A 24,607-nucleotide genomic window follows, 5' to 3' on the forward strand; every position below is an offset into this window, starting at 1 on the left:
TGTGTAAATATTACACAATAAGGAAAATTGCCTGTGGCGGGCTTTCAAAAGTATCGATTTCAGAGGGAATGCCCAATGGGGCGGGATAAACGGGTTGTGGGCGCCCAATCTCCCGCTAAGTAGATCGGGCGCCCAAAAAGCCGGAACTTAATTCCGGCTTTTAAATATCATAAACATGAAATGATATGCTGTGTTACACCACAAATCCATCCGGCAGAATCGCGCCTTTCTTGATCACCACAATACCATCGCGAATGGTGTACAGCGAATGATCTGCATTCTCCATATGCGTACTGCCGTTAATGCGCACATCATTTCCGATACGGCAGTTCTTATCGATAATTGCATTCTTGATATAACATCTTTCCCCAATGCCCAGTCTCGGCAATCCGCGCTCTTTTGAATATTCCATTTCTTCGATGGTTTCAAAATAATCGGAGCCCATCATATAACAGCTCACCATGGTGGTGCCATGTCCGATGCGGCTTCTGATACCGATCACGCTATTCTCGATGCGGCTGGCTGTGATGATGCAACCTTCTGCAATGATGGTCTTCTCCAGCGTAGTGCCACTGATCTTTGCAGGCGGCAGCATACGCGCACGCGTGTACACGGCTTTGCCATTATCGAACAGATTGAATGGCGGTATCTCCTGCGTGAGCGCCAGATTGGCTTCGAAGAAAGAATAGATATGACCAATGTCCGTCCAGTAACCATCGTATTGATAACTGGCCACTTTATATTCGGTGAGCGCTTTCGGCAAAATTTCTTTTCCGAAGTCGGTAGAGTCTTTGTAAATATCCAGCAGCATATCCACCAGCACTTTTCTGTTGAAGATGTAGATGCCCATGCTTGCAAGATAATTGCGGCCCTGGCTCTGCATTTCGGGTCCGGTATCGCTTACCCAATCGGGTAAGAGATCAGCCTTGGGCTTTTCGGTGAAAGCGGTGATTGTATGTGCTTCATCCGCTTTGAGGATGCCGAAGTCAGAAGCTTCACGACCGCCAACCGGAATAGTTGCAATGGTGATATCTGCATTCTTGGCTTTGTGATCGTCCAGCATTTTGTTGAAGTCCATCTGATAGAGCTGATCGCCGGAGAGGATGAGCACATATTCGCAATCGTGCTGATTGATATGTTTCAGGCTCTGCCTCACCGCATCTGCCGTTCCCTGAAACCAGGCGGTACTGTCGGGTGTCTGCTCTGCAGCAAGTATGTCTACAAAAGCAGTACTGAAAACACTGAAGTGATATGTGTTCTTGATATGTTTATTGAGCGATGCCGAGTTGAACTGCGTAAGCACGAACATTCTGGTGATGCCCGAATTGATGCAGTTTGAAATGGGAATGTCTACCAACCGGTATTTCCCGGCAATGGGTACAGCTGGTTTGGAGCGGCTTGCGGTAAGGGGGTATAATCTTGTTCCTGCTCCTCCTCCTAAGATGACGGCAATCACTTCTTTGCTCATAGTGGAAATTTTAGAATGCTTTGTAAACCTGAATATATTGTTCAACGCTGGCTTCCCAGCTGTAATCGAGCTCCATCATGCGCCGGCGCAGTGCCTGCAGCTTCTGCTGATTTTCGTACAAATCTGTTGCCCGCCAGATGGCATGGGTGATATCGCCCACACTGGCGTTATTGTAACAGATTCCGTATCCGTTTGTTTCGCCCATATCGAGTACGGTATCGATGAGGCCGCCGGTACTGCGAACCATGGGAACAGTTCCGTATCTCATGGCATACATCTGATTCAATCCGCATGGTTCTACCCGCGAAGGCATCAACAGAAAATCCGAACCTGCATACATCAGGTGGCTTAGTGCTTCGTTATAGCCGATGTATACATTGTAATCGCGTTGTGCCATTTCTTTGAGATCGGTAAGGGCTGCCTCCACTTCGGGGAAGCCGCTTCCGAGCATCAGGAAATTCATCTTTCTTCCTATATAATAAAAGGAGTCGCCAATAGCCTGGGGCAACAGATCGGCGCCCTTCTCTCCTACCAGTCTTCCGATGAAACTGATCAGGGGTTTGGCGGGATCGAGCCCGAATTGTTCGCAGAGAAGTTTTTTGCTGGCGGACTTTCCTTTTTCAACGCTTTCGATATCGTAGTGGTTATTGAGGTAATGATCGCTGGCCGGATCCCAAACCTGCACGTCGATGCCGTTGAGAATGCCCACGCATTTTCCTTTTTCATATTCGAAGAGGGCTTCGAGGCCGTTGCTGTTCTGCGTGAGTTCGGCAAGGTAGCTTGGACTAACAGTTGTTACTTTCCAGGCGCATTTGATGCCGCAGGCAAGCGGATTGATCTGATTGTTCCAGTCGAGCATGCCCCATTGCCAGGTATCCCATCGTGGAAGGTACACGCTTTTGTCCCATCCCATCCATCCCTGATACTGGGCATTGTGAATGGTGAGTACCGAAGGTATCTCCGCGAGGTGCTGGAATTTGTAACAGTACTTCATCATAAAAGGGATCAGCGCTGCGTGATGATCGTGCACGTGGATCACATCCGGCTTATCCTGCCAGGCCGAAACCCACTCCAGTACTGCAATCTGGAAGGCAGTGAATCTTTCCGTATCATCGTCATACCCATAGATCTTTTCACGGTCGAGCAATCCATTGATGTCTACCAGATAGAGATCGAAACCGAGTACATTGGTGCTTTCGCGGATAACGGTGAACTCGAAATTCCAGTTGCCGAGATTGGAACTTCCTTTGTGAACTACCTCCCATTGATTGGTGTAAAGGAATCTTGTGCGGTACATGGGCATCACCACTTTGGCGATCTGGCCCTGCTGATTGAGATATTTTGGCAATGCGCCCACCACATCTCCCAAGCCTCCTGCCTTCGCTACCGGATAACATTCTGCGCTGACGTGTAAGATCTCCATGCTGCTGAAACTGTGTTTAAATGAAATACAGATTGAATTTAGGAAAAAAGCACCGAACACCATTCACGGCATTACAAAAATCTAAGGAGAAGCACTGATGTTTAGTGACTTTGTAAATTTTAGAGACGATCCTTGCGGCTGATCATAAAAAACAACTATTTTTAAAAAATCTTTTCAAATCAAACGATTGTTCATGAGTCAACAACCAACAAAATGGTCTCAGTTCGGGGTTCTGATTACGGTTTTCTTCTTTTGGGGGTTTGTAGCAGCTTCCAACAGCATCTTCATTCCTTTTTGTAAGGAGTATTTTCACCTTGATCAGATCCAGAGCCAATTGATCGGCTCCGCCTTCTACGGCGCTTATTTTTACGGATCATTGCTTTTGTTCCTTTTCTCAACGCTCAGCGGAACGGATCTGCTGAATAAGATCGGTTACAAAAAAGGCATCATCTACGGCTTGCTGATCTCTGTGGTGGGCGCACTGGCGCTGGCATTCATCAGCGGATCGGGCAATGCAACCTTCGGTCTCGTACTGATTTCCTTCTTCATCATTGCATTAGGATTCTCTCTGCAGCAGACATCTGCACAACCATTTGCAATTGCATTGGGCAGCGAAGAAACAGGCGCTCACCGCCTGAACATGGCCGGTAGTGTCAACTCATTTGGAACCCTTCTTGGACCATTGGTGGTTAGCTGGTTGTTGTTCGGAACAGTGAAAGAAGGAAAAGCAACTGCTTCAATTGCAAATATCCAGACATTGTATTTCTTCCTTTCAGGATTGTTCATTCTCGCAGCATTGATCTTCGCGGCATCCAAACTGCCGAAGACAACTTCTGATGAAAAGCTGGAGAAGAGCCCGAAAGCCCTGATAGCGCTGGTTATAATCGGTGCATTATTTCTTCCGGTATTGTTTGCAGATGCCGTGAAAGAGCAGCTTCAGATCTCAAAGAGCGCAATCATTTATTCATCACTGACATTGATTTTGCTGGTGCTGTTTATCAGTATGATTGCAGCAAAAAAGAATAAGAGCGGATGGGGAGCCATGGCATTTCCACAACTGGTGCTGGGAATGATCGCCATCTTCATTTATGTAGGTGTGGAAGTAACCATCGACAATAACTTCGGAGCGCTGCTGAAACTGCAGGAATTCGGAGGGTACGATGAAGCACATATCTCCCACCTCGTTTCTCTGTATTGGGGCAGTCTCATGATCGGCCGCTGGACGGGCGCTGTGAGCGTTTTCAATATTAAGAAGCCACTCAAAAAACTGTTGGGCATAGTAGTGCCGTTCCTCGCATTCGGCATTATTCTGCTGGTGAATATCATCAAGGGTAACGAAGTGAAAGACTTCCTGCTCTATCCAATCTGCATCGCCATTGCAGTAGGTGCGTTCCTGTTCGCCGGTGAAAAACCAGTGAAACTGTTGCTCACTGTTTCTGTACTGGCAACCATCGCGATGGTGATTGCACTGACATCAACAGGTATGGTGGCCAACTTCGCTATCATCAGCTGCGGTCTCTGCTGCTCGGTGATGTGGCCCTGTATTTTTGCACTGGCTGTAAGCGGCCTGGGCAAATACACCAGCCAGGGTTCTGCGTTCCTGATTATGATGATCCTTGGAGGAGCGATAGTTCCGCCTGCACAGGGAGCCATCATCGATATCGACAAAACAGCAGTGGCAGCCGGTGAAACCATCATGGGCACCAACTTCACGCACTTCTCGTATATTGTTCCGTTACTTTGTTTCGCATACCTTGCATGGCATACGCTGAAAACCAAAGCAGTATTGAAAAAGCAAGGCCTCGACGTAGATGCGCAGGTTGCTGCGGGGCATTGATAATGTGATCTCTAAACGAATTGTTCTCTGTAACAACATGCACACACATTTAACTAATCAGGTAACAGACATGGTAAGTCAACGGCAGGAATATGCAATTGGTATCGATATAGGCGGCACCAATACAGTGTTTGGGATTGTGGATCATCGTGGAGATATTTCCTACCGCGGCGCCATCTCAACCAGAAAACACGATAACCCCAACGATTTCATTGATGAATTATATTATGCGCTGCAGCCATCGATAGAACAGGTGGGCGGATTGGAAAACATCCAGGGCATCGGTGTAGGCGCACCCAATGGCAATTACTACAATGGAACAATAGAATATGCTCCAAATCTTCCGTGGAGAGGCGTAGTGCCTCTCCGCGATCTCATCACTGCGCGTTTTCAATGTCAGAGCTCACTCACCAACGACGCCAATGCGGCGGCAGTAGGTGAAATGATGTATGGCGTTGCGCGCGGCATGAAAGACTTCATCATGATCACCCTCGGAACCGGCGTGGGCAGCGGCATCGTAGCCAATGGCCAGCTGATCTACGGGCATGATGGATTCGCCGGAGAGCTTGGGCATATCACTATCATACCCGATGGAAGGCTGCACAAAGGAACGGGGCTCCGCGGATCCCTCGAATCTTATGCATCCGCTACCGGCGTAGCGTTGACGGCACTCGAGTTTCTGGAAAGAAAACCTGAAGAACCAACCCTGCTCCGCAATTATCCCAAAGAATCCATCGACTCAAAAGTGGTGTACGACTGCGCCATGCAGGGCGATAAGATGGCGGGCGATGTATATGCCTGTACAGGTAAAGTACTGGGATTGGCGTTGGCGAACTTCGTGATGTTCTCTTCGCCAGAAGCGATCATCCTTTTCGGTGGCATGACCAAGGCCGGCGATCTGATTCTGAATCCTACGCGCGAGCATATGGAAAAGAATCTCCTGCCGATCTTCCGCGATAAAGTAAAATTATTATTCTCGGAGCTGAAAGAAGCAGATGCTGCTATCTTAGGCGCGAGTGCACTGGTTTGGGAAATGAAGCTTTAGGGCTTCATTTCTCATTTCCTTTTTTCGATGATGAATACCGCAGGAACGGGTCGCTGCCCTTCCTTGTCCGATGGCTTGATGGTTTCTTTTCCATTCACCAGCATGCAACTGCTGCCTCCGCCATCGAGGTTCAACGCTTCCACACAACCGAGATCCGTTAGTATGCGGGCTGTTTCTTTCAAAGTGGTTCCGTCTGCCACTCCGGGTGTTCTTCCCTGTATCACCAGAATGATGAGTTTATCGTTGGCCGTATATCCCATGGCTGTTCTGGGATGACGATCGTTTTCTCCGTTTACGAATTTCTGTTCTTCTTTGAATGGGATGAAGATCTCATGATCTTTCACCAGCACCGGGCCTCCTCCTACTGCTGTTCTCATTCTCCACTTATGCCATTTATCGAGGGTGTGCAGGTCTTTGATCGCCGGGTCGGGCGTGGTGCCCCGTGCAACTACTGGCCGCTCCTGAAAAGCATAGGGCCAGCGCATGGCAGTATCGGTGAAAGTCCAGGCTACGTCTGCATTCCGTTGTTTGTTGATGCCGATAGCACCGTAGGTTGGATAGTAAAACGAATCGGTGCTCTTGCTTTTGAGCGATGGTGTATTGTAAGCCACCAGCTTCCCTTCTTTCATCACCATGTTCAGATTCTGATTGGTCTGAAAAGAAAAGAAAGTGGCATTCACCACTACATATGGCTGATTTTCGGCTGTATGGTACTGTGAGGGCGTGAACCGTTTGCCATTACCGGTCTGTGTGGTGAAGTTGAGTTTTTTGTCTTTCAGATCGGCTTCGATGAAGTATCCCACGAAGGGCCTTCCATTGAGGGAATCTTTGGAGAAGAAGAGTTTGATACCAGCAGGGAGTTGTCCGTAACTGTCGTCGGCTCTTTTCCAGTCGATCTGGCCAAAAGAAAAGGGAGCATTCAGAAAAATCAGAATGCTCCCTAATAATGCGGTTCTTTTCAAGCGCTTTATTTTTAGAAAAGGTTTGCGATAGATAGATGCAGCCACTATGCAGTGGTAAGCATGGAGGTTTTTTCGTTCTCCCATACTCTTCTGCCATAACCGGGCAACACGTGTTTGTCGCTGTGGTAAGATGAACGAACCAGCGGACCACTTTCGATATAATCGAATCCGAGCTGGTAGCCGATCTCACGCAATTCAGCAAATTCGTCCGGATGTACAAAACGAAGTACCGGCAGGTGTTTGCGTGTAGGTTGAAGGTATTGCCCCATGGTTACAACGTCCACACCACTGTTGCGGAGGTCTTTGAGGGTTTGGATCACTTCTTCCTTGGTTTCGCCGAGACCGAGCATGATGCCGCTCTTGGTGCGCATGCCGCCTGCTTTCAGGATCTTGAGCGTTTCCATACTGCGCCAGTACTTGGCCTGGATACGCACCTGGCGGGTAAGCCTTTCCACTGTTTCGATATTGTGGGAAACCACTTCAGGATGAGCGTCGATCACGCGCTGGATATCTTCCTGTTTGCCTTTGAAGTCGGGGATCAGGGTTTCCAGAGTGGTATCGGGATTGAGTGCTTTAACTGCTTTGATGGTATTGTACCAGATGGTGCTGCCCTGATCTTTCAGCTCGTCACGATCCACAGAGGTGATCACGGCATGTTTCACCTTCATGAGGTGGATAGCTTCTGCAACACGCTGAGGTTCATCCCAATCCACAGGCTCCGGGCGACCGGTTGCTACCGCACAGAAGCCGCAGCTGCGGGTACATACATTGCCCAGGATCATGAATGTGGCGGTACCTTCACCCCAGCATTCACCCATGTTAGGGCAGTTGCCGCTTTCGCAGATGGTATGTAATTTATGGTTATCTACCAGGCCGCGAACATGCTTGTAGTTCTCGCCGGTAGGTAATTTAACGCGAAGCCAGTTGGGCTTTTTGATCTTCGTTTCTGTCTCAGCTGCCTTATTGATAATCGGTAATTCCTGCATACGTTCAATTTCGGGTATGATAGCACAGGTATAACTAACAAAATATTAATCTGAAAGTTTACCGGCGTAAAAGTACATCACTTTCGTCACTTTCGCTTTCCGAGGAGCAGAGAGATGTATGCATTAAAGAAAAATGACTTCTGTTTGGTGTTCATCAGCTGGTCTATTTTGGAAGCGTAGTACTCGGCATTCAGTCCGGCTTCAAGCGCAGACACAGTTTCGTTGAACCTGCCCCAGTCGAACCGGAGGGCTATTTTGGCATGAACACCGGGTTTCACTTTTACATCACCCCAGCCTGCAAAAATGCCTGCACCGCCTTCTTCTACATATAATGAATCTCTGATGGTGGGATAAGAACTTTTAAAGCTAACATCATCGTTCATTCTGTGCACTTTCACCATATATGGCTTTTGCAGGCCCAGACTGAGGCCACCTGCATAAATGGCCATTACAGCCACACCGTTCCGGTTGCCTTTGCCACCGATGATGCGTTGCTGGCCAACGCCAAATTTCAGCTGATAGAAATTATTGGTTTTGCCGTATACCACGGAGTTGGTATTGAAACCGTTGGTGAGTACACCGAAACGTTTTTCGTTGGCAGTTTTCTTTTCGTTGAGCTCCACCATGTAAAGAGTGGCTACCCGCTGGCTCTGGAAACGGCCAATTTCGTAGGATAGTCCATATCCGTCACTGGCCAGCTTGAAGCCGAAGATACTTTGTTTATGGAAAATGATCTCCCCTTCTTCTTCCTGTTTGATCAGGGCATTGATCCGGTCCCTTTTGGCATTTCTCTTTTCCTCTTTCGCCGTCGGCGAACGCTGCTGCGGAGTCACTTGTGCCTGAGCAGAGTAGATTATAGTACCTGTCAAAAGAAGCAAAACAATTTTCTTCACCGGCAATGTTTTAATTATTCAACGTAAATTTAAGGCAAAATTCCACATAATGACTTCTGAAGTAGTTTACGAGGGAAATCTCAGAACGGTTTGTACGCATCTTCAATCTGGCAATAAAATAGAAACGGATGCTCCGGTTGATAATCAGGGGCAGGGTGAACGTTTCTCTCCCACCGATCTGGTGGCTACGGCACTCGGCGCCTGCATGATGACCATCATGGGAATCAAGGCCCGCGATATGCAGATCAACCTCGAGGGAACCCGTATCGAAACTCAAAAGATCATGAAAGCTGATCCCCGCCGCATCGGAGGGATAAATTTAACATTTCACTTCCCTGAGTCGCTGAGTTCACTCGACGAAAAACAACGCACCATCCTCGAAAGAGCCGCACATACCTGCCCTGTTATTTACAGCATCCACCCGGATATTGAAGTACAGGTAGTATTCAACTGGCTGGCCAGTGTGAACTGATGAGGTGATTTCCGATTGCGCAATCCAGACATTTCTTACGATCGCAATACTGCGTTTTCAATTCAATCAATGCCTGACTCTCAAAAGCATTGCCAATAGCTGCCCCGATAAGGCGGAATTGGTTTGTTATGCCATTCTTTTCCGGAGGCAATTGCAGCAGCCATTGAACGGCTTTGTCTTTATAGGATTGCTCTTTCTTCCAGCACCCATAGGTGAAAACCAATGGGATCACAGTGTTCAGTACAAGACTGTCTGTAAACTCCTCCCCCATATGTTTAATTCGGGATGGCGCTACTTCTTCAAGGGTATAATAACAATCCCACTCATTACTTGCTGTAACATTCAGGAACATACGCAGTTGCTGAATGGAATCCGATTCGAGCAGCTGCCTGAACAATTGTTGTGTCCGGTGTAGCAACATGGATAATTGTGCCAGCCGCACTGTTGGGAACGCAGGTGGACGCATGCGCAAAAAATAGACCGGCAGCTGTATTGAACCAAGGCTATACTTTGATTTCAGGAACTCATATTCTTTCTTCAGCATCGATGGGTACGGTAGCGACAGTTTGGTTGACAGCAGCCCTGCCTGACCCAGCAGCAGGGATTCGATCTGCATCAGATGCGGGCGGTGGCGGGCAATCAGGTTCAGTGGCAGGCTTCGGGCCATAGCTTCAAAAGCATCTGCATTAACCTTCAGCCCGAAATTGCGGGCCAGCAACCACCAGCAGGTTTCTTCCCAGTGTTGTTTGGATTGCTGAAATACATCGAGCATCCAGCCTGATTTTCTTTCGAGCCTTTCCACCAGCAGCCTGTCTTTCCAGGAAGCCAATACCAGATAATTTACTTTTTGCAGCTGATGCTGGCAGGGAATGAACTGCCTGCTCAGCATCCATTCTTCGTATTGCTGCAGCAATACTTTCGGAACGAGGTTTTGCAGGGTAAGCACCGGAATGGGGTCGTTGGGATTGTTCAGATCGTCGTGCCACACAACGTGCAGTATCACGTTCTTGTACAATGAGTCTTTGTGATGCGCATGCGCAAACCAGTCGGAAGTACGCACATGCAATTCAACATTGCCTACCCAGATCAGTCCGTCGATTCTGATGCGGGCCTGTTGAAAATCGGGTCCCTGATGCAGGTTGAATGCTCCGGGATGAAGCACTTCAAGTTTGGAGCCATTACTCAATGTGAGTTGCCGCTGATTGTAATAACGGAACTGCCAGATAAACTGGAGTAATCTTTCTTGCATTGATCGGTGTTAGGTGATGAATAGATCACCTTTTCAGATCAGCGCATTGTTCAAGTAAAGGAGAGCGTGGGGGATTACAGCGTTTGCAATGCCTGCAATACCCTGCTTACGGGTAGTCCCATCACATTGTAGAAATCGCCGTTGACGCTTTTGATACCAACCACTCCTATCCATTCCTGAATGGCATAGGCGCCGGCTTTATCGTAGGGCTGGTATTTGTCTACGTAGAATTCAATTTGTTCTTCAGTGAGTTGATGGAACCAAACTTCGGTAGTATCTGCAAAGGCAATTTCTTTGCCTTCATCGAGAATCACTACGCCGGTAATTACCTCATGGCGGTTGCCGGAGAGTTTGGTGAGTATGCGGATGGCATCGTTTCTGTCTGCTGGTTTCCCAATGATCTCGTTGTTCAGCACAACTACAGTATCGGCTGCAACGATGGGAGATTTGATGTCGTATCGGTTGTATTCGTATCCGTTTCTTACGGCCAGTGCTTTGTTGCGCGCGATATGCACGGGCACATCAATCACAGGCATATCTGCGGGATAACTCTCATCAGTAACCGGAGAGATGATATCAAAATTCACTTCAGCCCACTCCATCAGTTGCTTGCGGCGCGGACTTTGGGAAGCCAGCACAATGCTTTTAGCCATTATCATCAGAAATAAATTTTAAAGAATACCATGGAAAGAATGCCGGTGAGCATAATCAGTTTTACCCAGGTGCTCAGGGAATGAAAATCTTTGGGAGCGGAGGCTCCGAAGAGTTTGTTGAATACATAGATCAGCGGAACGATCACCAGAGCAATGCAATATATCGCCGACCACCACCATTTAAACGGCAGTACATATGCCTGAACAATCAGCAATGCTGCGATAAGTACTACCATCCAGGTGGCAATAAAAACCTTGCTGCTTTGAATGCCCCATACGATGGGCATGGTGCGGCATCCGTATTTTGCATCTCCCTGCATGTCTTCGATATCTTTGATCACTTCGCGGATCAGGGAAATAATGAAGGCGAACCCTCCATACAGGAAAGTAACCCGCATCAGTTTGGACGCATGATAACCGATATACAATTGGGGATCGATCACCACCATATAATGTACCAGAAAACCAACCACCAGCACTACCCACGCAGTGAGCAACGAAATGAGCACATTGCCTGTGAGCAGTTTTCTTTTGAAATTGGTGCTGTAGAACCAAAGGGCTATTACACAACCTGTATTTACAACCGCCAGCCACCAGGCGCGGGTTTTCCAGGCAACATAAAAACTGAGGATCATTCCGGCGAGGGACAATACCATATGCCACCAGATCACCCAACGGCGATTGATGATCTTTTCCACCACCAGTTTGCCGGGTTTATTCACCTGATCGATATTTCTGTCGAAATAATCATTGATGATATAACCGCCTGCAGCAATCAGCACTGAGGCAATCAGCAGTATTACAAACCTGGGAACAGACAATGGAACCGCAGCTCCCACCTGTTCGAACAACGGTGTAACAACGCAGAAATAAAACAGCAACTGTGTGATGGCAATGAACAGGAGGTTCAAAGTTCTGACAAGCCGGAAAAATGCGACCAGAAGTTTCATCGCTCGCTAAGATAGACAAAAAAGCTACTTGCTCGCTACATCGGTATGAAGATCCCAGTGATCGTTCAGCTTCATTACTTTTTCAATCACATCTCTTACACAGCCCATTCCACCCGATGCTGTTGAAATGTACCTCGCTACCTGCTTTATTTCGTTCACTGCATCAGCAGGCGCACAGGGCATTCCGGCCAGTTTCATCACGGCAAGATCAGGGATATCGTCTCCCATGTACAATATTTGGGAAGCATCGGTCTGATGCTGTTGGAGATACTGATTAAATACCTCGGTTTTGTTTTTCACTCCCATGAAAACATCGGTAATTCCCAACTTTCCCAGGCGTATAACCGCAGGGTCTGAAGTGCTTCCGGAGATCACCGCTACGCGATAACCTTTTTTCACAGCGAGCTGAAGGGCATATCCATCCTTGATATTCATCCTGCGGATGAATTGCCCGTTGTCGAGAATCATCAGTGTGCCATCTGTAAGCACACCATCCATATCGAAGATAAAAGTGGTTACTTTTTTGAGATCCGCTAATAAACTCATGAAAAGAAAATGGTTAATGATTATTTACCGCTGTAAACAAGATTCTTCTGTACGATCATATCATTCACCACATTCACTGCTTCATTGAGGTAAATATCGTTGGTACGAAGGCTTTTCACCCATTGTTTGAAACGCTCCAGCTTGGCCGGATCACTTTCATATTTCTTCAGATCTTCCACCATGGCTTCAGCATCCAGTTCGTGCGATTGCTTGCTGAGTGATTCGATCTGTTTTAAGGTTGCCTTGATCTTCTTCTCATCTTCCTGGAATTTCTTCAGACTGAGCGGCACCACTTTTTCATTGCTTTGTTTGGTGAGCCATTCAGCGTTGGTATGGATGAGACTGAATACTTCATTGCCTTTCAGTCGCGCTTCGCTGGCTTTTTGAATGGGCGCCAGATCCAGACCATATTTCCAGCGGTTGTAACCGGCTTTGGGGATCTCATCCCATGGAAGTGCATCCGGATTGTCTTTCTCGCGGAGCTTTGAATACTCGTAAATATCAGGCAGTACAATATCGGAGCTTACACCACGCAGCTGTGTTGATCCTCCATTGATGCGATAGAATTTCTGCAGAGTGATCTTCAACGTACCCAGGTCGCTGTTAGGTTCCAGCATACCCATGGTTTTATCGAGACCGATATTTCTCTGTACTGTTCCTTTACCGTAGGTAGAAGTGCTTCCGATGATGAGGCCACGGTCATAATCCTGAATGGCGGCAGCGAAGATCTCTGAAGCAGAGGCGCTGAACTCATTCACCATAACGGCCAGCGGACCATCATAGAGTACAGACTTATCACGATCCTGATAGATCTGAGGTTTACCATCACGGTCTTTCACCTGAACAATGGGTCCGCCTTCGATAAAGAGACCAACCATCTGCACTACATCATAAAGTGAGCCGCCGCCATTGTTGCGGAGGTCCATAATGATGCCATCCACTTTCTGTTCTTTCAGTTTAATGATCTCTTTGCGCACGTCTTCCGAGCAACGGGCACCCTGAGGATCATCAAAATTGGCATAGAACTCAGGCAGGTAGATCATACCCACTTTTCCGCGGGAGGTATTGATCACCACACTGCGGGCGAAGGTTTCGTCCTGCACAATTTTATCGCGGATCAGGTTAACTGTTTTCAGTGAGCCGTCGGCTTTTTTAAGCGTGAGACGCACTTCCGATCCTTTCTTTCCTCTGATGAGTTTTACGGCGTCTTCCACTGTGAAACCGGTGATATCAACGAGCTCTCCTTCCTTTCCTTCCCCTACTTTCTGAATGATATCTCCTACATTGAACACACCAGATTTCCAGGCGGGGCTACCTACCACCAGCGTGATGATTTTGATTACACCATCTTCATCGCGGAGCGAAGCTCCGATTCCGAAGAACTGGCCACTCATCTGTTCGTCGAAGTAGCGTTTATCTACCGGAGGGAAAAAGCTGGTATGCGGGTCCATTGCTTCGGACACGGTATTTACATATGCATTGAAACGATCATCGTCGGTAACCTTGGTTTTGAGACGATCGAAAGTGCGGTTCAGGATCTTGAGCACGCGCGCACGGGCATCTGCCTCCAGCTCTTCGTCTGTTTTCTTAACGAACCCGGGCTTGCTGCTGTTCTTTTCCCTGTCGGCTACCATTTCTGCATAGCGCTCGAGGGTCATATATTTAAGGCGTTTGCGCCACTGTTCACGACGCTCGGCATCATTTTTCGGAAACTGCGCCTGCTCTGTATTGAGATTGGCAGACTCGTCCTTAGTGAACTCGAAAGGTTTGGAGAGAAGCTCTTTATAAATGGCTTCAGCTTCTGGCAGCCTCTTCCTGAAGATCACACTCACTGCCGGAACAAACTGAACCGATCCGCCACGGATTTCATCATCCAGTTTTAATTCATATTCTGACTTCAACTGCTGAACATCGGCAGCGAGCAGGATATTTTTCTGTTCGTCGATCTTTTCTCCCAGAAACTTCCTGAAGATCTCTTTGGAAAACTGATCATCAACTTTGCGTGGACTGAAGTGGATCTGCGCAAGCATATCCCCTACCGTATGCAATATTTTATCGTATTTGGTTTCATTGACTTTACCGCCACCGCCACCAAGGCCCAGAGTACGGAATGCTACAAAAATGCCTGCAGCCAGAAAGATCAACACAACCGGAAGATTCTTTTTACGAAACATATTTTTTAACACTTTGGTCATTGTAACCAAAAATAACGATAAATAGGCTGCGTTGTTGCGACCGGAAAACAATATTAACAAAGGAATTAATACCAAACCTTCAGAAGCGGATCCTGGGCTTCTTCCCCGGAACCCGCTGAATATGATCCACTTTGCCGCTGTTCTCCACTTTATATACATCGAAGCGTGACTGGAGATCAAGCCAGACCTGGGCTTCCACTCCAAAGGCCCTTTCTATACGAACTGCCATCTCAGGAGTAATGGAGGCAATGCCGTTTACTACTTCCGATAACTGCTTTCTGCTGATATTCATGGTTGCGGCAGCTGCCGTTATTGTAAGCCCCATTTCTTTTATTACATCTTCAAACAAATAGCTGCCAGGATGCGGCGGCGGTAATTTCGACCCCATAATGATTGTTTTTAATTCGCTTATACCTCTCCGATAAGATTTACAATGCAAGATTAGCCGGTACCGGTGAAGCAGCAGCGGGTTTTTCAACGCCGGTTAGCGTTATTTTTCCCATGGTTATCCGGTAAAAAAAATGTATAGGGCTCCCGGCACAAATGAATTTTCACATTGCCTCCATAATCACGAAACGGAAATACAAAACATTTTAATCCGGCAACTCACATTGTTTTCGTTAATTCAGGTATGATTTCCTGAACTATGATTAACGAGCAGCACATAATGCAGGCGATTGAAAGATCGGGATTGGCCGGGAAGCCGGTATGCATTCATGCCGGGATGCGATCGTTTCAAACCATCGTCGATGGCGGCCCTGAAATGATCATGCATGCTTTTCTGCAAACAGGATGCACTATTCTGGTTCCAACCTTCACTTATCAATTTGAAGCAAAGCCAATCCCACCCTATATGCCCGAAAGAAACGGAGCAGGAGACTACCGCTACTTTCTATCAAAAAAATACGACGAACCCAACTCCTTATTTTCAACAGATGGCAAAGAGATTTCAGTGGAAGAAATGGGAGTCTTTGCAAAGTGTGTGTTAGATTCAAATGCCAGTCTCCGTGGCAATCATCCACTGAACTCATTCACTGCGGTAGGTCCGGATGCAAAAAGATTAACTGAAAGACAAAGCCCGATGGATGTGTATGCTCCCTTCCGGCAATTGATCGAAGACAATGGCCGCATCCTGCTCATGGGAACGGGCCTCGATAGTGCAACTATCATTCATTATGCAGAACAGCTCGCCGGGAGACAACTTTTCATACGCTGGGCATACGACAATAACAAACAGGTAATGCCTGTTCAAACCGGTGGGTGCTCTGATGGCTTTAACAACATTGAAAAGATCCTGCAACCAATAGAAACAAAAACGATTGTTGGAGGGAGCATATGGCGCAGTTACGATGCGGGTGAAATGGTAAAACTATGTGTGAAAGAGATTATCCGCCATCCACAAATCACTCATTGCGATAATCCGGATTGTGAACGATGCAATGATGCCATTGCCGGAGGACCGATAATAGATTTTGAGTAAGAATTCATGGAAATAAAAAAGGGAAATCTTGTAAGACTTCCCTTTGTCTGGGTACCCAACCGGGTTCGAACCGGCGACCCTCAGAACCACAATCTGATGCTCTAACCAGCTGAGCTATGGGTACCATTTGGAGTGCAAATGTAGAAGAATTTTGATTTCCACCAAAAAACTTGTTTACTTTTTTGAGAACCAACGCACTACACTTGCATTTGCATTCTTCTGAAATGCAGATCAGAACTGAATTTCAGTGCACACAAAAGTTACGATTTTTTTCTGATTTTTTTTGAAAGAAGAAACTGATCTCCATACTTTTACACCCCTGCATTCATCATTTTTTATTGCAGATGGTCAATTTCAATCTGTGTCAACTGCATTCAGGTACATTCCAAATCTGTACAAACATTTCGCAAACTCTCCCGAAATAACGGCTGCATTTTCTGAGGTCAGGTTGGCTTCTTCCACAAACCAGGCACCGATTGCTCCCTCCGGCAGTTGCTGGTTTGCCAGAAAATCTGCAGATTTTTCTGCTGTGAGTGTTACGGGCAATCCGGCTACGGCCACCAGGTTCAGCATTTCGCTCAGCAGGTTCATATCATATTCCTGCGCGGCATGCACCAGCATAGAATCGATCAGAATGTTCAGCATCGCAGGCCCCTGCCATTCCGGATGTTGTTTTATCACTGCCAGCAAATATTTCGAAGATCCGTTCTGTACAAAATGCTTCGCTATCTTTTCGATCAGAAACTGAAGCACTTCATCATCAGGTAATGGGTCGGCGTTTGCCGGATCGTAATCTTCCAGTTCATCTTCTACATTCATTTCTGCAAATGCTGCAGCATGAACTGCGCATTCTTTCAGTTTCGAGGCGAGTGCTGTCCGGTTTGTCGAAACCAGTTTCTTTTTTCTTTCAACAGCAGGTGCTTCGTTCAGCAACAGACAGCAAAGTATTCCTCCCACATACATGGTGTGATACAAATGCCGGAATGCATATGCAGTAGCATCGGAGCCGCTGAGCGACTGAAAGTCTGCTGCCACAAAAGTTGGACAAGGCAGAAAACCAAACTTATCCCACATGGCAGTCAGCAGTTCCCAGGCCATTCCTGTACTGAGAGAATCGGTGTTACCCATCAGCACTGCAGACATGATCAGTTCTCCCACTATATCGAGATTATCGCTCAGCAAATGATGCGCAGTGGCGGCATCGATCACTGCATTGATGTAGGCATGATCGACAGTATCGGGCACCCGGTATCTCCCAAAATCAGTTACATACATCAGTGCATGCGTTACCGAATAAATATCTGCCGTATTCATATAAATGGGATGTGCTCTGCTGTTCAATATGCCATCCGGCAGGGTGGTTTCAAATCCAATGGCATTATCAGGACGAAGCAGATTATTCAACCAGATCACATCCATTTTCCGGTACGGCAATCTTTCTGTATTGAACACTTCGCCACTCGAAAATGCCTGCATGATGAAATGATCGAACAATGCATTTTCGATGCCCGCTGCATTCAGCGCTGCATGCCCGATTCCAAACACCACAGCTGCCTGCGGATTGTGCATCAGCAGGCGTTTGCTCTGATTGCCCCGCACCTGCGGATCGAGCAGTTTGCAGAGTTGAAATATTTTCTGATCGGGGTATTGATGTTTATCCGCTGCCCGTTTGGCCAACAGCGCCAGCAATGATGTTTCGGTGATCACTTTATCGGCAAAGCTGATCGATGGTCCGATGCTTTCGTTCCACAGATTATGCCGCATGTCTATCTGCTGAATGTTTTTTATGGCGAAGTCGAGTATATCATCGAGCCGGCGGAACAGCTCATCCCTGCCGGGTTGCAGCGTACCCGCTTTTGCGATTGCACTATCTTTTGTCATAGAGGATTTTTGAGCGTAAAAAAGATGCTGCGGCATGTAAGGTTCATCCGCAGCATCTGCAATAAGGAAAAATTATTTTCCAATAGAGGATCTGATAGCGTCTGTGAATTTTTCAACTTCGGCGAGATTAGCGCCTGTTAATCCTGTAACGAGTGCATACTCATTGCAGCAGAGTACGTGCAGAGATACTTCATCCTGAGGATTGGTTCTTCCGATTGCTTCACCTACAGGTGTAATCAGCGATTTGATAGATGCATCGAGGTTAACGATCTTAGAATCGCCCAATGCTGCGAGTACACCATGAATTTGACGGTGATCTAATTTCTTTGCCATATAAAATTGCTTTAAGAATTATTGCCTACTCTGAACAGTTTTCGGCTTCCCTGTGCAGCGGAAAAATGCTGCCGGCCACTGCAATTGCCGGCAAAAATTTCAGGTGGGTAAAAAGGGCATGAGATGATGAAGCAATAAAGGATTTACTGTTTTGTGCTCGCGGATGGCCGCTGTTTTCGGAGCGCTGCAATTCAGCAGGCAACGGGCAAATGCCAGCAATCTCTGCAGGTCCGCTGCTGTTGAGGCTATGCCCAACGATAGGCGCACTGCTCCCCGTTTCTGTTCCGGAAAATCGAGCAGGGCATCGAGCCCGGCACGTTTGCAGGAGAAATAAGCGAAGAGTTCTCCGGAACTCAACTGATGATTGGCCTCATCCACTCCCGGATTGCAAAAGCATCCTGTTCGAAGCGATATCATGGCTTCTCCTGCCAGTTGCTCTATCCATTCGAGCGGAAACCGTTCTCCATTCATATCGAAAAAATTCAGCATGATGGTTCCTCCGCGATGCTCCGTTGTATCCGGACCATACACTTTAATCAGCGGCTGGCCTGTATTGTGACGAAGCGACTGCAAGGCAGGTATCAGAAACTCCACCAGCGATTTCACTCTTTCATGAATTTTATGGATGCCTGTTTGCTTAATGAAACGCAGCCCGTTTTTCACGGCAGGGATATGCAGAAAATTTACTGTCCCGTTTTCAAAACGATGATGTTCGTTCAGCAACAGATGATCTCTGTAGCCGATGCCTGCCACTGCCACCGTACCTCCGGCGAACCATCGTTTCTGCAATTTTCCGAAGGCGGATTTTCGTACCAGCAGCGCTCCTACTCCTGTTGGATAACCGAATATTTTGTAGAACGACAGCGATACATAATCCGGTTGCACCTGCTGAAGATCCAGACTATTGGCGGGCACAAATGCAGCAGCATCCAGCAATACATCCCAACCCAGTTCCTGCGCTCTGTTCACCCAGCTCAACGAATGCTGTATGCCAGATGCATTGCTCTGTGCAGGGTATGCAAATAATTTATGTGAACGTTTTTGCGAAGCTTTCAGCTTTTCTTCCAGCACTACTTCATCGATGGTAAGCTGTGCTGCATGCAACGGAGCATACGAAACGGTTCCTCCTTTTACACTGCAGTATTCCCTTATGCCATTCACCGAATTATGATTGTCGGCACATAACAACAGACAACTCTCTTCATCAAAAGGATAACTCTCTCCGATTATCTGCAATGCTGCCGTTGCATTTGCTGTGAATATGCAGCAGTAATCCGTTGCATTGAAATACTGCAACACTGCTTCTCTCGCTGCTTCAATGCCATCACTGCTCAGTTGCGAACTGGGATTTACAGAATGAGGATTGCCGAAAACACACTGCTGCATCTGCGCTATATGATTGGCCGGAAGGCTCTCCGGATAAAGGTTTGCGCCGGTATAGTCCAGATACACCTGTCCGGTTTTATTCAGTCTGCCATACTCTCTTGCACGCAACTGATTGAAATAGGCATCCTCGAATAATGCATACTTAGCAGTATTCATTACACTAGATTTTAGATTTTCAGAAAATAAGGCATGAGGGTTTCGCATCGCTGTTCCGGCGACAACAATCAGCACGAAAGCTGCTGTCCGATGAAAGACAGTTATGATGAAGGTGGAAAAGGACTACTTAACAGACGGATTAATTGTGGTGCAGTCAACCGGAGCTACTTTTGTATCAGGGGAGAGTTACTTAATGTTGTATACCCTTGTTGCTTCAATCAGGGCCTGTGGTGGAGATAAATGTTCATTGTAAAAGTAAAACTAATATTCTGAATTACCATCATATGAATATCGCTATTAACCAATCTCCGTGAAAAAACGGAGCAGGTTTAAGTGTAATAACGGGGCGCATTTGCGGGTAAAAAACGTATTCGCCAAATCCCTCAAATTATCTTTTCTTTGCAACCTTAAATTTCATGCATGAACTGGTGGCTTATTCTTATTCCTGTGATCGGTGCGGTGGTTGGTTTTATCTGCAACAAGATAATACTGAGTAAAATCATCAACCAGGTGATTCCTTCCAAACAACCTGCCATAGCTGTTCAGGCAGGCAAGGCTGCTGCCGGCATGGTTCCTTTCGATGCGCTGGAAGAAAAGATCGCCGGTCCCGAAAGCATGGAAAAGATAATGCCCTCCGTTGAAGGCCATATCGATAATTTCCTCCGCAACAAACTGGCTATTGCATTTCCTATGATCAGCATGTTCATCGGAGAGAAAACCATCAATCAGCTCAAAGAAGTGTTCATGAAAGAGATGCAGGAGATCTTCCCGCAGCTGATGAAGCAGTTTGCAGGCAATCTCCGTTCCGAACTGAACATCGAGAAAATGGTATCCGAAAAGATCGCCTCCTTCCCTCCCGAAAAACTCAAAGCTGCCATTCATCAGCAGCTCGGCAGCGATCTCCGCAAATTCGAAATGGCGGGAGCCGTTACCGGCCTGATAATCGGCATCGTACAGGTGTTGATCACCCTGGTGATTGCGTAATCGATTACCGCTCATCACTAAGCAACAGGCTATCGCAAGTAGGAGGATTATTTTTCGTCTAATGTTTCACATTCCACATTTATCATGAGAATAATCCTTTTCGCATTCTTCAGTTTTTTAGCGTTTTCCAGTATAGCACAGCCCGGAATGGGCGGTGGAGGCGGCCGCCGTGGCGGACAGATACCTTCCATCGGTCACTTTTACGGTAAAGTGGTGGACGGCAAGAGCAACAGAGGCATCGACGCGGCCTCCATTCAGCTTATCGGCACCAAATTCGATTCCGTTGCCCGCAAGAGAAAAGACACCGTGATTGCAGGCATGCTCACCCGTTCAAACGGCGACTTCAGCCTCGAAAACCTTCCCATATTCGGACAATTCCGCCTCATCATCACTGCCATCGGATACAAAACCAATGAGCAGAAGGTAGCATTTGAACTGAAGCCACCGCAGGGCGGCGATATGAGCCAGGCCATGGCTGCCATGGACAAAGACCTCGGCAATATTAAACTGGAGCAGGATGCGCAGAGCCTCGAAAGCGTGACCGTTACTGCTTCAAAGCCCCTGATTCAGATGGGCATCGACCGAAAGATCTTCAACGTAGAGAAAAATATCAACTCGGCCGGAGGATCGGCCATCGATGTAATGCGCAATGTGCCCAGCATCAATGTTGATATCGACGGAAACGTTACCCTCCGCAATGCAGCGCCACAGCTGTTTGTAGACGGAAGACCTACCACTCTTTCCCTCGACCAGATCCCTGCCGATGCCATTCAGAGTGTTGAACTCATCACCAATCCATCCGCTAAATTCGATGCGAGTGGCGGACAGAGCGGTATCATCAATATCGTGCTCAAAAAGAACCGCAAAGCGGGATACAGCGGAAGTGTACGTGCCAGTGTAGATTCCAGAGGAAGATTCGGTGGCGGTGGTGACATCAATATGCGTCAGGGCAAAGTGAATCTCTTCGCAAACGCCAACTACAACCAGCGCAAGTCGAAGAACTGGGGTGAGCTGGACAGGAACAGCATTGTCAATAACAAGAACCTGATCACCAATCAGGACAACGACGGAACTTCCAGTGGTGCATTTGGATTTGGAAGAATCGGCCTCGATTATTTCATCGACAACCGCAACACCATCACACTCTCACAATCCATTGTCAACGGCAGCTTCGATGGCGAAACCATGCAATCGCTGAGATTCGATACGGTAGGCCAGGCCGATGGCATCAGCTATCAGCGCAACCAGAATACCAACGATAATGTCTTCAAAAACTACGGCACTCAGCTTGCCTTCAAACATAATTTTGCCAAACCCGGCAAAGAGTGGACTGCCGATCTGAACTTCAATCAGAGCAAAAACACCAATAACAGCCATATCAATCAGCAGTTCTTCGACAATGCTGATTACAGCAATCAGAAAAAGCCGGCTTTCAATCAGATTGTGAATGGCGGAGGAAAAAATAAATTCTTCGTTGCACAAACAGACTTCGTAAACCCAATCACCGACAAACTCAAGTGGGAGGCGGGTCTCCGTGCACAGGTGAGAAGTTTCGAAAGCCATCAGTACAACACCATCGGCGGTACGCTCGATCCAAAACTTACCAACGAGTTCGAATATACCGACTACGTATATGCGGGATATGCTACTTTCTCTCAGAAAGTGAAAGACAATTTCAGCTATCAGGTTGGTCTGCGCGCAGAAAGCAGCAGCTACGATGGCAAGCAGATCGGTAAAGGAAATTACAAGAACGATTTTCCTATCAGCCTCTTCCCTTCTGTGTTCATCACCAGAACCTTCGAGAACAGGCAAGATCTTCAACTGAATTATTCGCGCAAGATCAATCGCCCGAACTTTTTTCAGCTGATGCCGAATACCGACTTCACAGACCAGCTGAATCTGCAGACCGGTAACCCTAATCTGAAACCAGAGTTCACACACAGCGTGGAATTGAGCTATCAGAAAACATACGGAGAGAAGAATCATACATTCCTGGCGACGATCTTCGGCAAATACACAACCGATCTGATCAGCCGTTATCAGTACAAGGAGTTCATTCCTGCGCTCAACAGAGAAGATTATATTTCGAGTTATATCAACGCATCGAATGCTTATGCAAGCGGTCTGGAACTGATCTTCCGCAACAATCTGTTCAAATGGTGGGAAAGCAATGTAAGTTCCAACATTTATTATTCTAAGATTGAAGGAAGTGATGTAGCGAAGAATATCGAGAATGAGCGTACTTCCTGGAATGCGAAGACCAATCAGAACTTCAAGTTCGGCAAAGGCTGGAGTTTGCAGGTGAGCGGAGATTATATCAGCCGCAGTGCGCTGCCGGTGAGCACCAGCAACAGCGGAGGTGGCGGCCGTGGCGGATTTGGAGGCGGCGGTGGTTTCGGTGGCGGACCTCAGTCCACCACACAGGGTTATATCGATGCCAACTATGGCATGGACCTCGGTATCAAAAAAGAGTTCCAGATCAAAAAGAATACTGCTTCGATCTCCATCAACTGGAGCGATGTTCTGCGCAGCCGCAAATACGTTGTACATTCTGAAGCAGCAGGCTTTGTACAGGACGAATGGAGACGCAGAGATCCGCAGATCGTCCGCGTGAATTTCAGTTATCGTTTTGGCAAATTCGACGTAGCACTCTTCAAAAGAAAGAATACCAAAGGCGAGCAGGACGGCATGCAGAATGGCATGCAGGGTATGCAACAATAGCCCCGGTTTCTCATGATATTGGATTGGTAAAGTCCGGAAGCATATTACCGAAGGGTGATATTCTCCCGGACTTTTTGCTTGCTGTAAGTCGTGGGGAGGTTAAAAAGGGACGGTCTGGATTCAGCACGATTGAAAGAGAATAGGAATTAAAAGCAGAGGGCAAAGAGGAGATTAATAAATCAGTATTGCTACAATTTACGTAGATAAGTTACAAAAAGTTTTTGGTATGCGTAGAAAGTGGAACATCTTTCTGATTTGTTTTAGTATTTTACCCGGAACATTATCTCCGAATATGCTGAATCAATCATATACCTATCTGGCTCTGGGCGACTCCTATACCATTGGAGAAGGCCTTCCTGTTGCCGAAAACTTCCCATATCAGACCATTCAGCTGCTGCGTAAAAGCGGCCTGAACTTCCATGCCGCCGAGATCATCGCAAAAACCGGCTGGACCACCGATGAACTGCAGCAGGGCATCGACCATTCACTTCTCCAGCCAAAATACGATATGGTTTCTCTCCTGATCGGTGTAAACAACCAATACAGGGGAAGAAGCAAAGATGAATATGCCGGCCAGTTTGAGCAGCTGTTGCAGCAGGCCATCGGCTTCGCCGGCAATCAGCAATCGCATGTATTTGTATTGTCGATACCCGACTGGGGCGTAACGCCTTTTGCCGAAGGCAGAGACCGCCGGCAGATCGAAAAAGAGATCGACGAATTCAATGAAGTAGGCAAAACCATTGCCGCAAAACACCATGTTCACTTTATCGATATCACGCCCGGCAGCCGCGAAGCGGCCACCGACGAAAGCCTCATCGCGCCGGACAAGCTCCACCCATCAGGAAAAGAATACAGCAAATGGGCAAAGCAGCTGGCAGACAGCATCGAACGCGAGATCCACTGAACCGACATCCCCGGAAAGCGGTAGTTTTGGTTATTTCCTGTTGAAGGATATTGTTTTTAGTTGGAGATAGTGCAACCCTTTAT

At 47.3% G+C, this 24,607-nt stretch carries 21 protein-coding genes and 1 tRNA gene; 7 read left to right on the forward strand and 15 right to left on the reverse strand.

Features of this window, described 5'->3' with window-relative positions; genetic code table 11:
- Positions 1–193 precede the first annotated feature (193 nt).
- The gene (locus HHL16_RS11530) at positions 194–1,468 is read right to left on the reverse strand and encodes a glucose-1-phosphate adenylyltransferase (protein ID WP_169425352.1); all 1,275 of its coding nucleotides are present in this window, start codon (positions 1,466–1,468) and stop codon (positions 194–196) included.
- 10 nt (positions 1,469–1,478) lie between these two features.
- Positions 1,479–2,891: a glycogen synthase gene (locus HHL16_RS11535; RefSeq protein ID WP_169425353.1), complete on the reverse strand. Its 1,413-nt coding sequence runs from the start codon at positions 2,889–2,891 to the stop codon at positions 1,479–1,481.
- Between the two features lie 193 nt (positions 2,892–3,084).
- Here HHL16_RS11535 and HHL16_RS11540 point away from each other — a divergent pair, with 193 nt between their 5' ends.
- Both HHL16_RS11540 and HHL16_RS11545 read left to right on the forward strand, forming a co-directional pair.
- A complete protein-coding gene (locus tag HHL16_RS11540) occupies positions 3,085–4,728 on the forward strand; it encodes an MFS transporter (protein ID WP_169425354.1) in 1,644 nt (547 codons plus the stop codon).
- 37 nt (positions 4,729–4,765) lie between these two features.
- Complete coding sequence (locus tag HHL16_RS11545) at positions 4,766–5,773, forward strand: ROK family protein (RefSeq protein ID WP_240966099.1); 1,008 nt, start codon at positions 4,766–4,768, stop codon at positions 5,771–5,773.
- A gap of 11 nt (positions 5,774–5,784) precedes the next feature.
- Here the strand turns inward: HHL16_RS11545 and HHL16_RS11550 are convergent, their stop codons facing one another.
- The 3 genes from HHL16_RS11550 to HHL16_RS11560 form a co-directional block, all read right to left on the reverse strand.
- Complete coding sequence (locus tag HHL16_RS11550; RefSeq protein ID WP_169425355.1) at positions 5,785–6,735, reverse strand: phosphodiester glycosidase family protein; 951 nt, start codon at positions 6,733–6,735, stop codon at positions 5,785–5,787.
- A 44-nt stretch (positions 6,736–6,779) separates the two neighbouring features.
- The gene (lipA, locus tag HHL16_RS11555; RefSeq protein WP_169425356.1) at positions 6,780–7,721 is read right to left on the reverse strand and encodes a lipoyl synthase; all 942 of its coding nucleotides are present in this window, start codon (positions 7,719–7,721) and stop codon (positions 6,780–6,782) included.
- Positions 7,722–7,807: 86 nt separating this feature from the next.
- Positions 7,808–8,590 carry a hypothetical protein gene (locus HHL16_RS11560; protein ID WP_169425357.1) on the reverse strand — a complete coding sequence of 261 codons (783 nt, stop codon included), beginning with the start codon at positions 8,588–8,590 and terminating at the stop codon, positions 7,808–7,810.
- A 73-nt stretch (positions 8,591–8,663) separates the two neighbouring features.
- Between HHL16_RS11560 and HHL16_RS11565 the strand changes: the two genes are divergently transcribed.
- Complete coding sequence (locus HHL16_RS11565) at positions 8,664–9,086, forward strand: OsmC family protein (protein WP_169425358.1); 423 nt, start codon at positions 8,664–8,666, stop codon at positions 9,084–9,086.
- Here HHL16_RS11565 and HHL16_RS11570 read toward each other — a convergent pair.
- The 6 genes from HHL16_RS11570 to HHL16_RS11595 all read right to left on the reverse strand — a co-directional run bounded on the left by HHL16_RS11570 (position 9,061) and on the right by HHL16_RS11595 (position 15,067).
- Positions 9,061–10,335, reverse strand: a complete 1,275-nt coding sequence (locus HHL16_RS11570; RefSeq protein ID WP_169425359.1) for a DUF2851 family protein — start codon at positions 10,333–10,335, stop codon at positions 9,061–9,063. The genes HHL16_RS11565 and HHL16_RS11570 overlap by 26 nt on opposite strands.
- A gap of 74 nt (positions 10,336–10,409) precedes the next feature.
- Positions 10,410–10,988, reverse strand: a complete 579-nt coding sequence (locus tag HHL16_RS11575; protein ID WP_169425360.1) for a Maf family protein — start codon at positions 10,986–10,988, stop codon at positions 10,410–10,412.
- Positions 10,989–10,993: 5 nt separating this feature from the next.
- On the reverse strand, positions 10,994–11,938 hold the full coding sequence (locus tag HHL16_RS11580) for a geranylgeranylglycerol-phosphate geranylgeranyltransferase (RefSeq protein WP_169425361.1): 945 nt from the start codon (positions 11,936–11,938) through the stop codon (positions 10,994–10,996).
- 24 nt (positions 11,939–11,962) lie between these two features.
- Positions 11,963–12,484, reverse strand: a complete 522-nt coding sequence (locus HHL16_RS11585) for an HAD hydrolase-like protein (RefSeq protein ID WP_169425362.1) — start codon at positions 12,482–12,484, stop codon at positions 11,963–11,965.
- A 20-nt stretch (positions 12,485–12,504) separates the two neighbouring features.
- Entirely contained in the window at positions 12,505–14,679 is a 2,175-nt protein-coding gene (locus tag HHL16_RS11590) for a carboxy terminal-processing peptidase (RefSeq protein WP_240966100.1), read from the reverse strand.
- A gap of 79 nt (positions 14,680–14,758) precedes the next feature.
- Complete coding sequence (locus HHL16_RS11595; protein ID WP_169425363.1) at positions 14,759–15,067, reverse strand: HigA family addiction module antitoxin; 309 nt, start codon at positions 15,065–15,067, stop codon at positions 14,759–14,761.
- A 336-nt stretch (positions 15,068–15,403) separates the two neighbouring features.
- Between HHL16_RS11595 and HHL16_RS11600 the strand changes: the two genes are divergently transcribed.
- Positions 15,404–16,159 carry an AAC(3) family N-acetyltransferase gene (locus tag HHL16_RS11600; RefSeq protein ID WP_169425364.1) on the forward strand — a complete coding sequence of 252 codons (756 nt, stop codon included), beginning with the start codon at positions 15,404–15,406 and terminating at the stop codon, positions 16,157–16,159.
- 50 nt (positions 16,160–16,209) lie between these two features.
- Here the strand turns inward: HHL16_RS11600 and HHL16_RS11605 are convergent.
- From HHL16_RS11605 to HHL16_RS11620, 4 genes are all read right to left on the reverse strand, one after another.
- Positions 16,210–16,283: transfer RNA gene (locus HHL16_RS11605), tRNA-His, on the reverse strand.
- 230 nt (positions 16,284–16,513) lie between these two features.
- Positions 16,514–18,040, reverse strand: a complete 1,527-nt coding sequence (locus tag HHL16_RS11610) for a hypothetical protein (protein WP_169425365.1) — start codon at positions 18,038–18,040, stop codon at positions 16,514–16,516.
- 72 nt (positions 18,041–18,112) lie between these two features.
- Entirely contained in the window at positions 18,113–18,373 is a 261-nt protein-coding gene (locus tag HHL16_RS11615) for a hypothetical protein (RefSeq protein ID WP_169425366.1), read from the reverse strand.
- Between the two features lie 99 nt (positions 18,374–18,472).
- Positions 18,473–19,915: an aminotransferase class V-fold PLP-dependent enzyme gene (locus tag HHL16_RS11620; protein WP_169425367.1), complete on the reverse strand. Its 1,443-nt coding sequence runs from the start codon at positions 19,913–19,915 to the stop codon at positions 18,473–18,475.
- A 420-nt stretch (positions 19,916–20,335) separates the two neighbouring features.
- On the opposite strand from HHL16_RS11620, the gene HHL16_RS11625 reads away from it, so the two are divergent.
- From HHL16_RS11625 to HHL16_RS11635, 3 genes are all read left to right on the forward strand, one after another.
- Entirely contained in the window at positions 20,336–20,899 is a 564-nt protein-coding gene (locus tag HHL16_RS11625; protein WP_169425368.1) for a DUF445 family protein, read from the forward strand.
- Positions 20,900–20,983: 84 nt separating this feature from the next.
- Positions 20,984–23,620, forward strand: coding sequence for a TonB-dependent receptor (locus tag HHL16_RS11630; RefSeq protein WP_169425369.1), 2,637 nt, complete (start codon positions 20,984–20,986; stop codon positions 23,618–23,620).
- Positions 23,621–23,912: 292 nt separating this feature from the next.
- A complete protein-coding gene (locus tag HHL16_RS11635; protein ID WP_240966101.1) occupies positions 23,913–24,524 on the forward strand; it encodes an SGNH/GDSL hydrolase family protein in 612 nt (203 codons plus the stop codon).
- Positions 24,525–24,607 lie beyond the last annotated feature (83 nt).

Source organism: Pseudoflavitalea sp. G-6-1-2, from assembly GCF_012927185.1.
Taxonomy (GTDB): Bacteria; Bacteroidota; Bacteroidia; order Chitinophagales; family Chitinophagaceae; genus Pseudobacter.

Coding starts and splice junctions, on each gene's coding strand:
- HHL16_RS11630 (WP_169425369.1), top strand. CDS start 20,984: ATGAGAATAATCCTTTTCGCATTCTTCAGTTTTTTAGCGTTTTCCAGT.
- HHL16_RS11565 (WP_169425358.1), top strand. CDS start 8,664: ATGACTTCTGAAGTAGTTTACGAGGGAAATCTCAGAACGGTTTGTACG.
- HHL16_RS11610 (WP_169425365.1), bottom strand. CDS start 18,040: ATGACAAAAGATAGTGCAATCGCAAAAGCGGGTACGCTGCAACCCGGC.
- HHL16_RS11635 (WP_240966101.1), top strand. CDS start 23,913: ATGCTGAATCAATCATATACCTATCTGGCTCTGGGCGACTCCTATACC.
- HHL16_RS11620 (WP_169425367.1), bottom strand. CDS start 19,915: ATGAATACTGCTAAGTATGCATTATTCGAGGATGCCTATTTCAATCAG.
- HHL16_RS11545 (WP_240966099.1), top strand. CDS start 4,766: ATGCACACACATTTAACTAATCAGGTAACAGACATGGTAAGTCAACGG.
- HHL16_RS11590 (WP_240966100.1), bottom strand. CDS start 14,679: ATGACCAAAGTGTTAAAAAATATGTTTCGTAAAAAGAATCTTCCGGTT.
- HHL16_RS11540 (WP_169425354.1), top strand. CDS start 3,085: ATGAGTCAACAACCAACAAAATGGTCTCAGTTCGGGGTTCTGATTACG.
- HHL16_RS11585 (WP_169425362.1), bottom strand. CDS start 12,484: ATGAGTTTATTAGCGGATCTCAAAAAAGTAACCACTTTTATCTTCGAT.
- HHL16_RS11535 (WP_169425353.1), bottom strand. CDS start 2,891: ATGGAGATCTTACACGTCAGCGCAGAATGTTATCCGGTAGCGAAGGCA.
- HHL16_RS11530 (WP_169425352.1), bottom strand. CDS start 1,468: ATGAGCAAAGAAGTGATTGCCGTCATCTTAGGAGGAGGAGCAGGAACA.
- HHL16_RS11595 (WP_169425363.1), bottom strand. CDS start 15,067: ATGGGGTCGAAATTACCGCCGCCGCATCCTGGCAGCTATTTGTTTGAA.
- HHL16_RS11625 (WP_169425368.1), top strand. CDS start 20,336: ATGAACTGGTGGCTTATTCTTATTCCTGTGATCGGTGCGGTGGTTGGT.
- HHL16_RS11575 (WP_169425360.1), bottom strand. CDS start 10,988: ATGGCTAAAAGCATTGTGCTGGCTTCCCAAAGTCCGCGCCGCAAGCAA.
- HHL16_RS11570 (WP_169425359.1), bottom strand. CDS start 10,335: ATGCAAGAAAGATTACTCCAGTTTATCTGGCAGTTCCGTTATTACAAT.
- HHL16_RS11580 (WP_169425361.1), bottom strand. CDS start 11,938: ATGAAACTTCTGGTCGCATTTTTCCGGCTTGTCAGAACTTTGAACCTC.
- lipA (WP_169425356.1), bottom strand. CDS start 7,721: ATGCAGGAATTACCGATTATCAATAAGGCAGCTGAGACAGAAACGAAG.
- HHL16_RS11600 (WP_169425364.1), top strand. CDS start 15,404: ATGCGATCGTTTCAAACCATCGTCGATGGCGGCCCTGAAATGATCATG.
- HHL16_RS11615 (WP_169425366.1), bottom strand. CDS start 18,373: ATGGCAAAGAAATTAGATCACCGTCAAATTCATGGTGTACTCGCAGCA.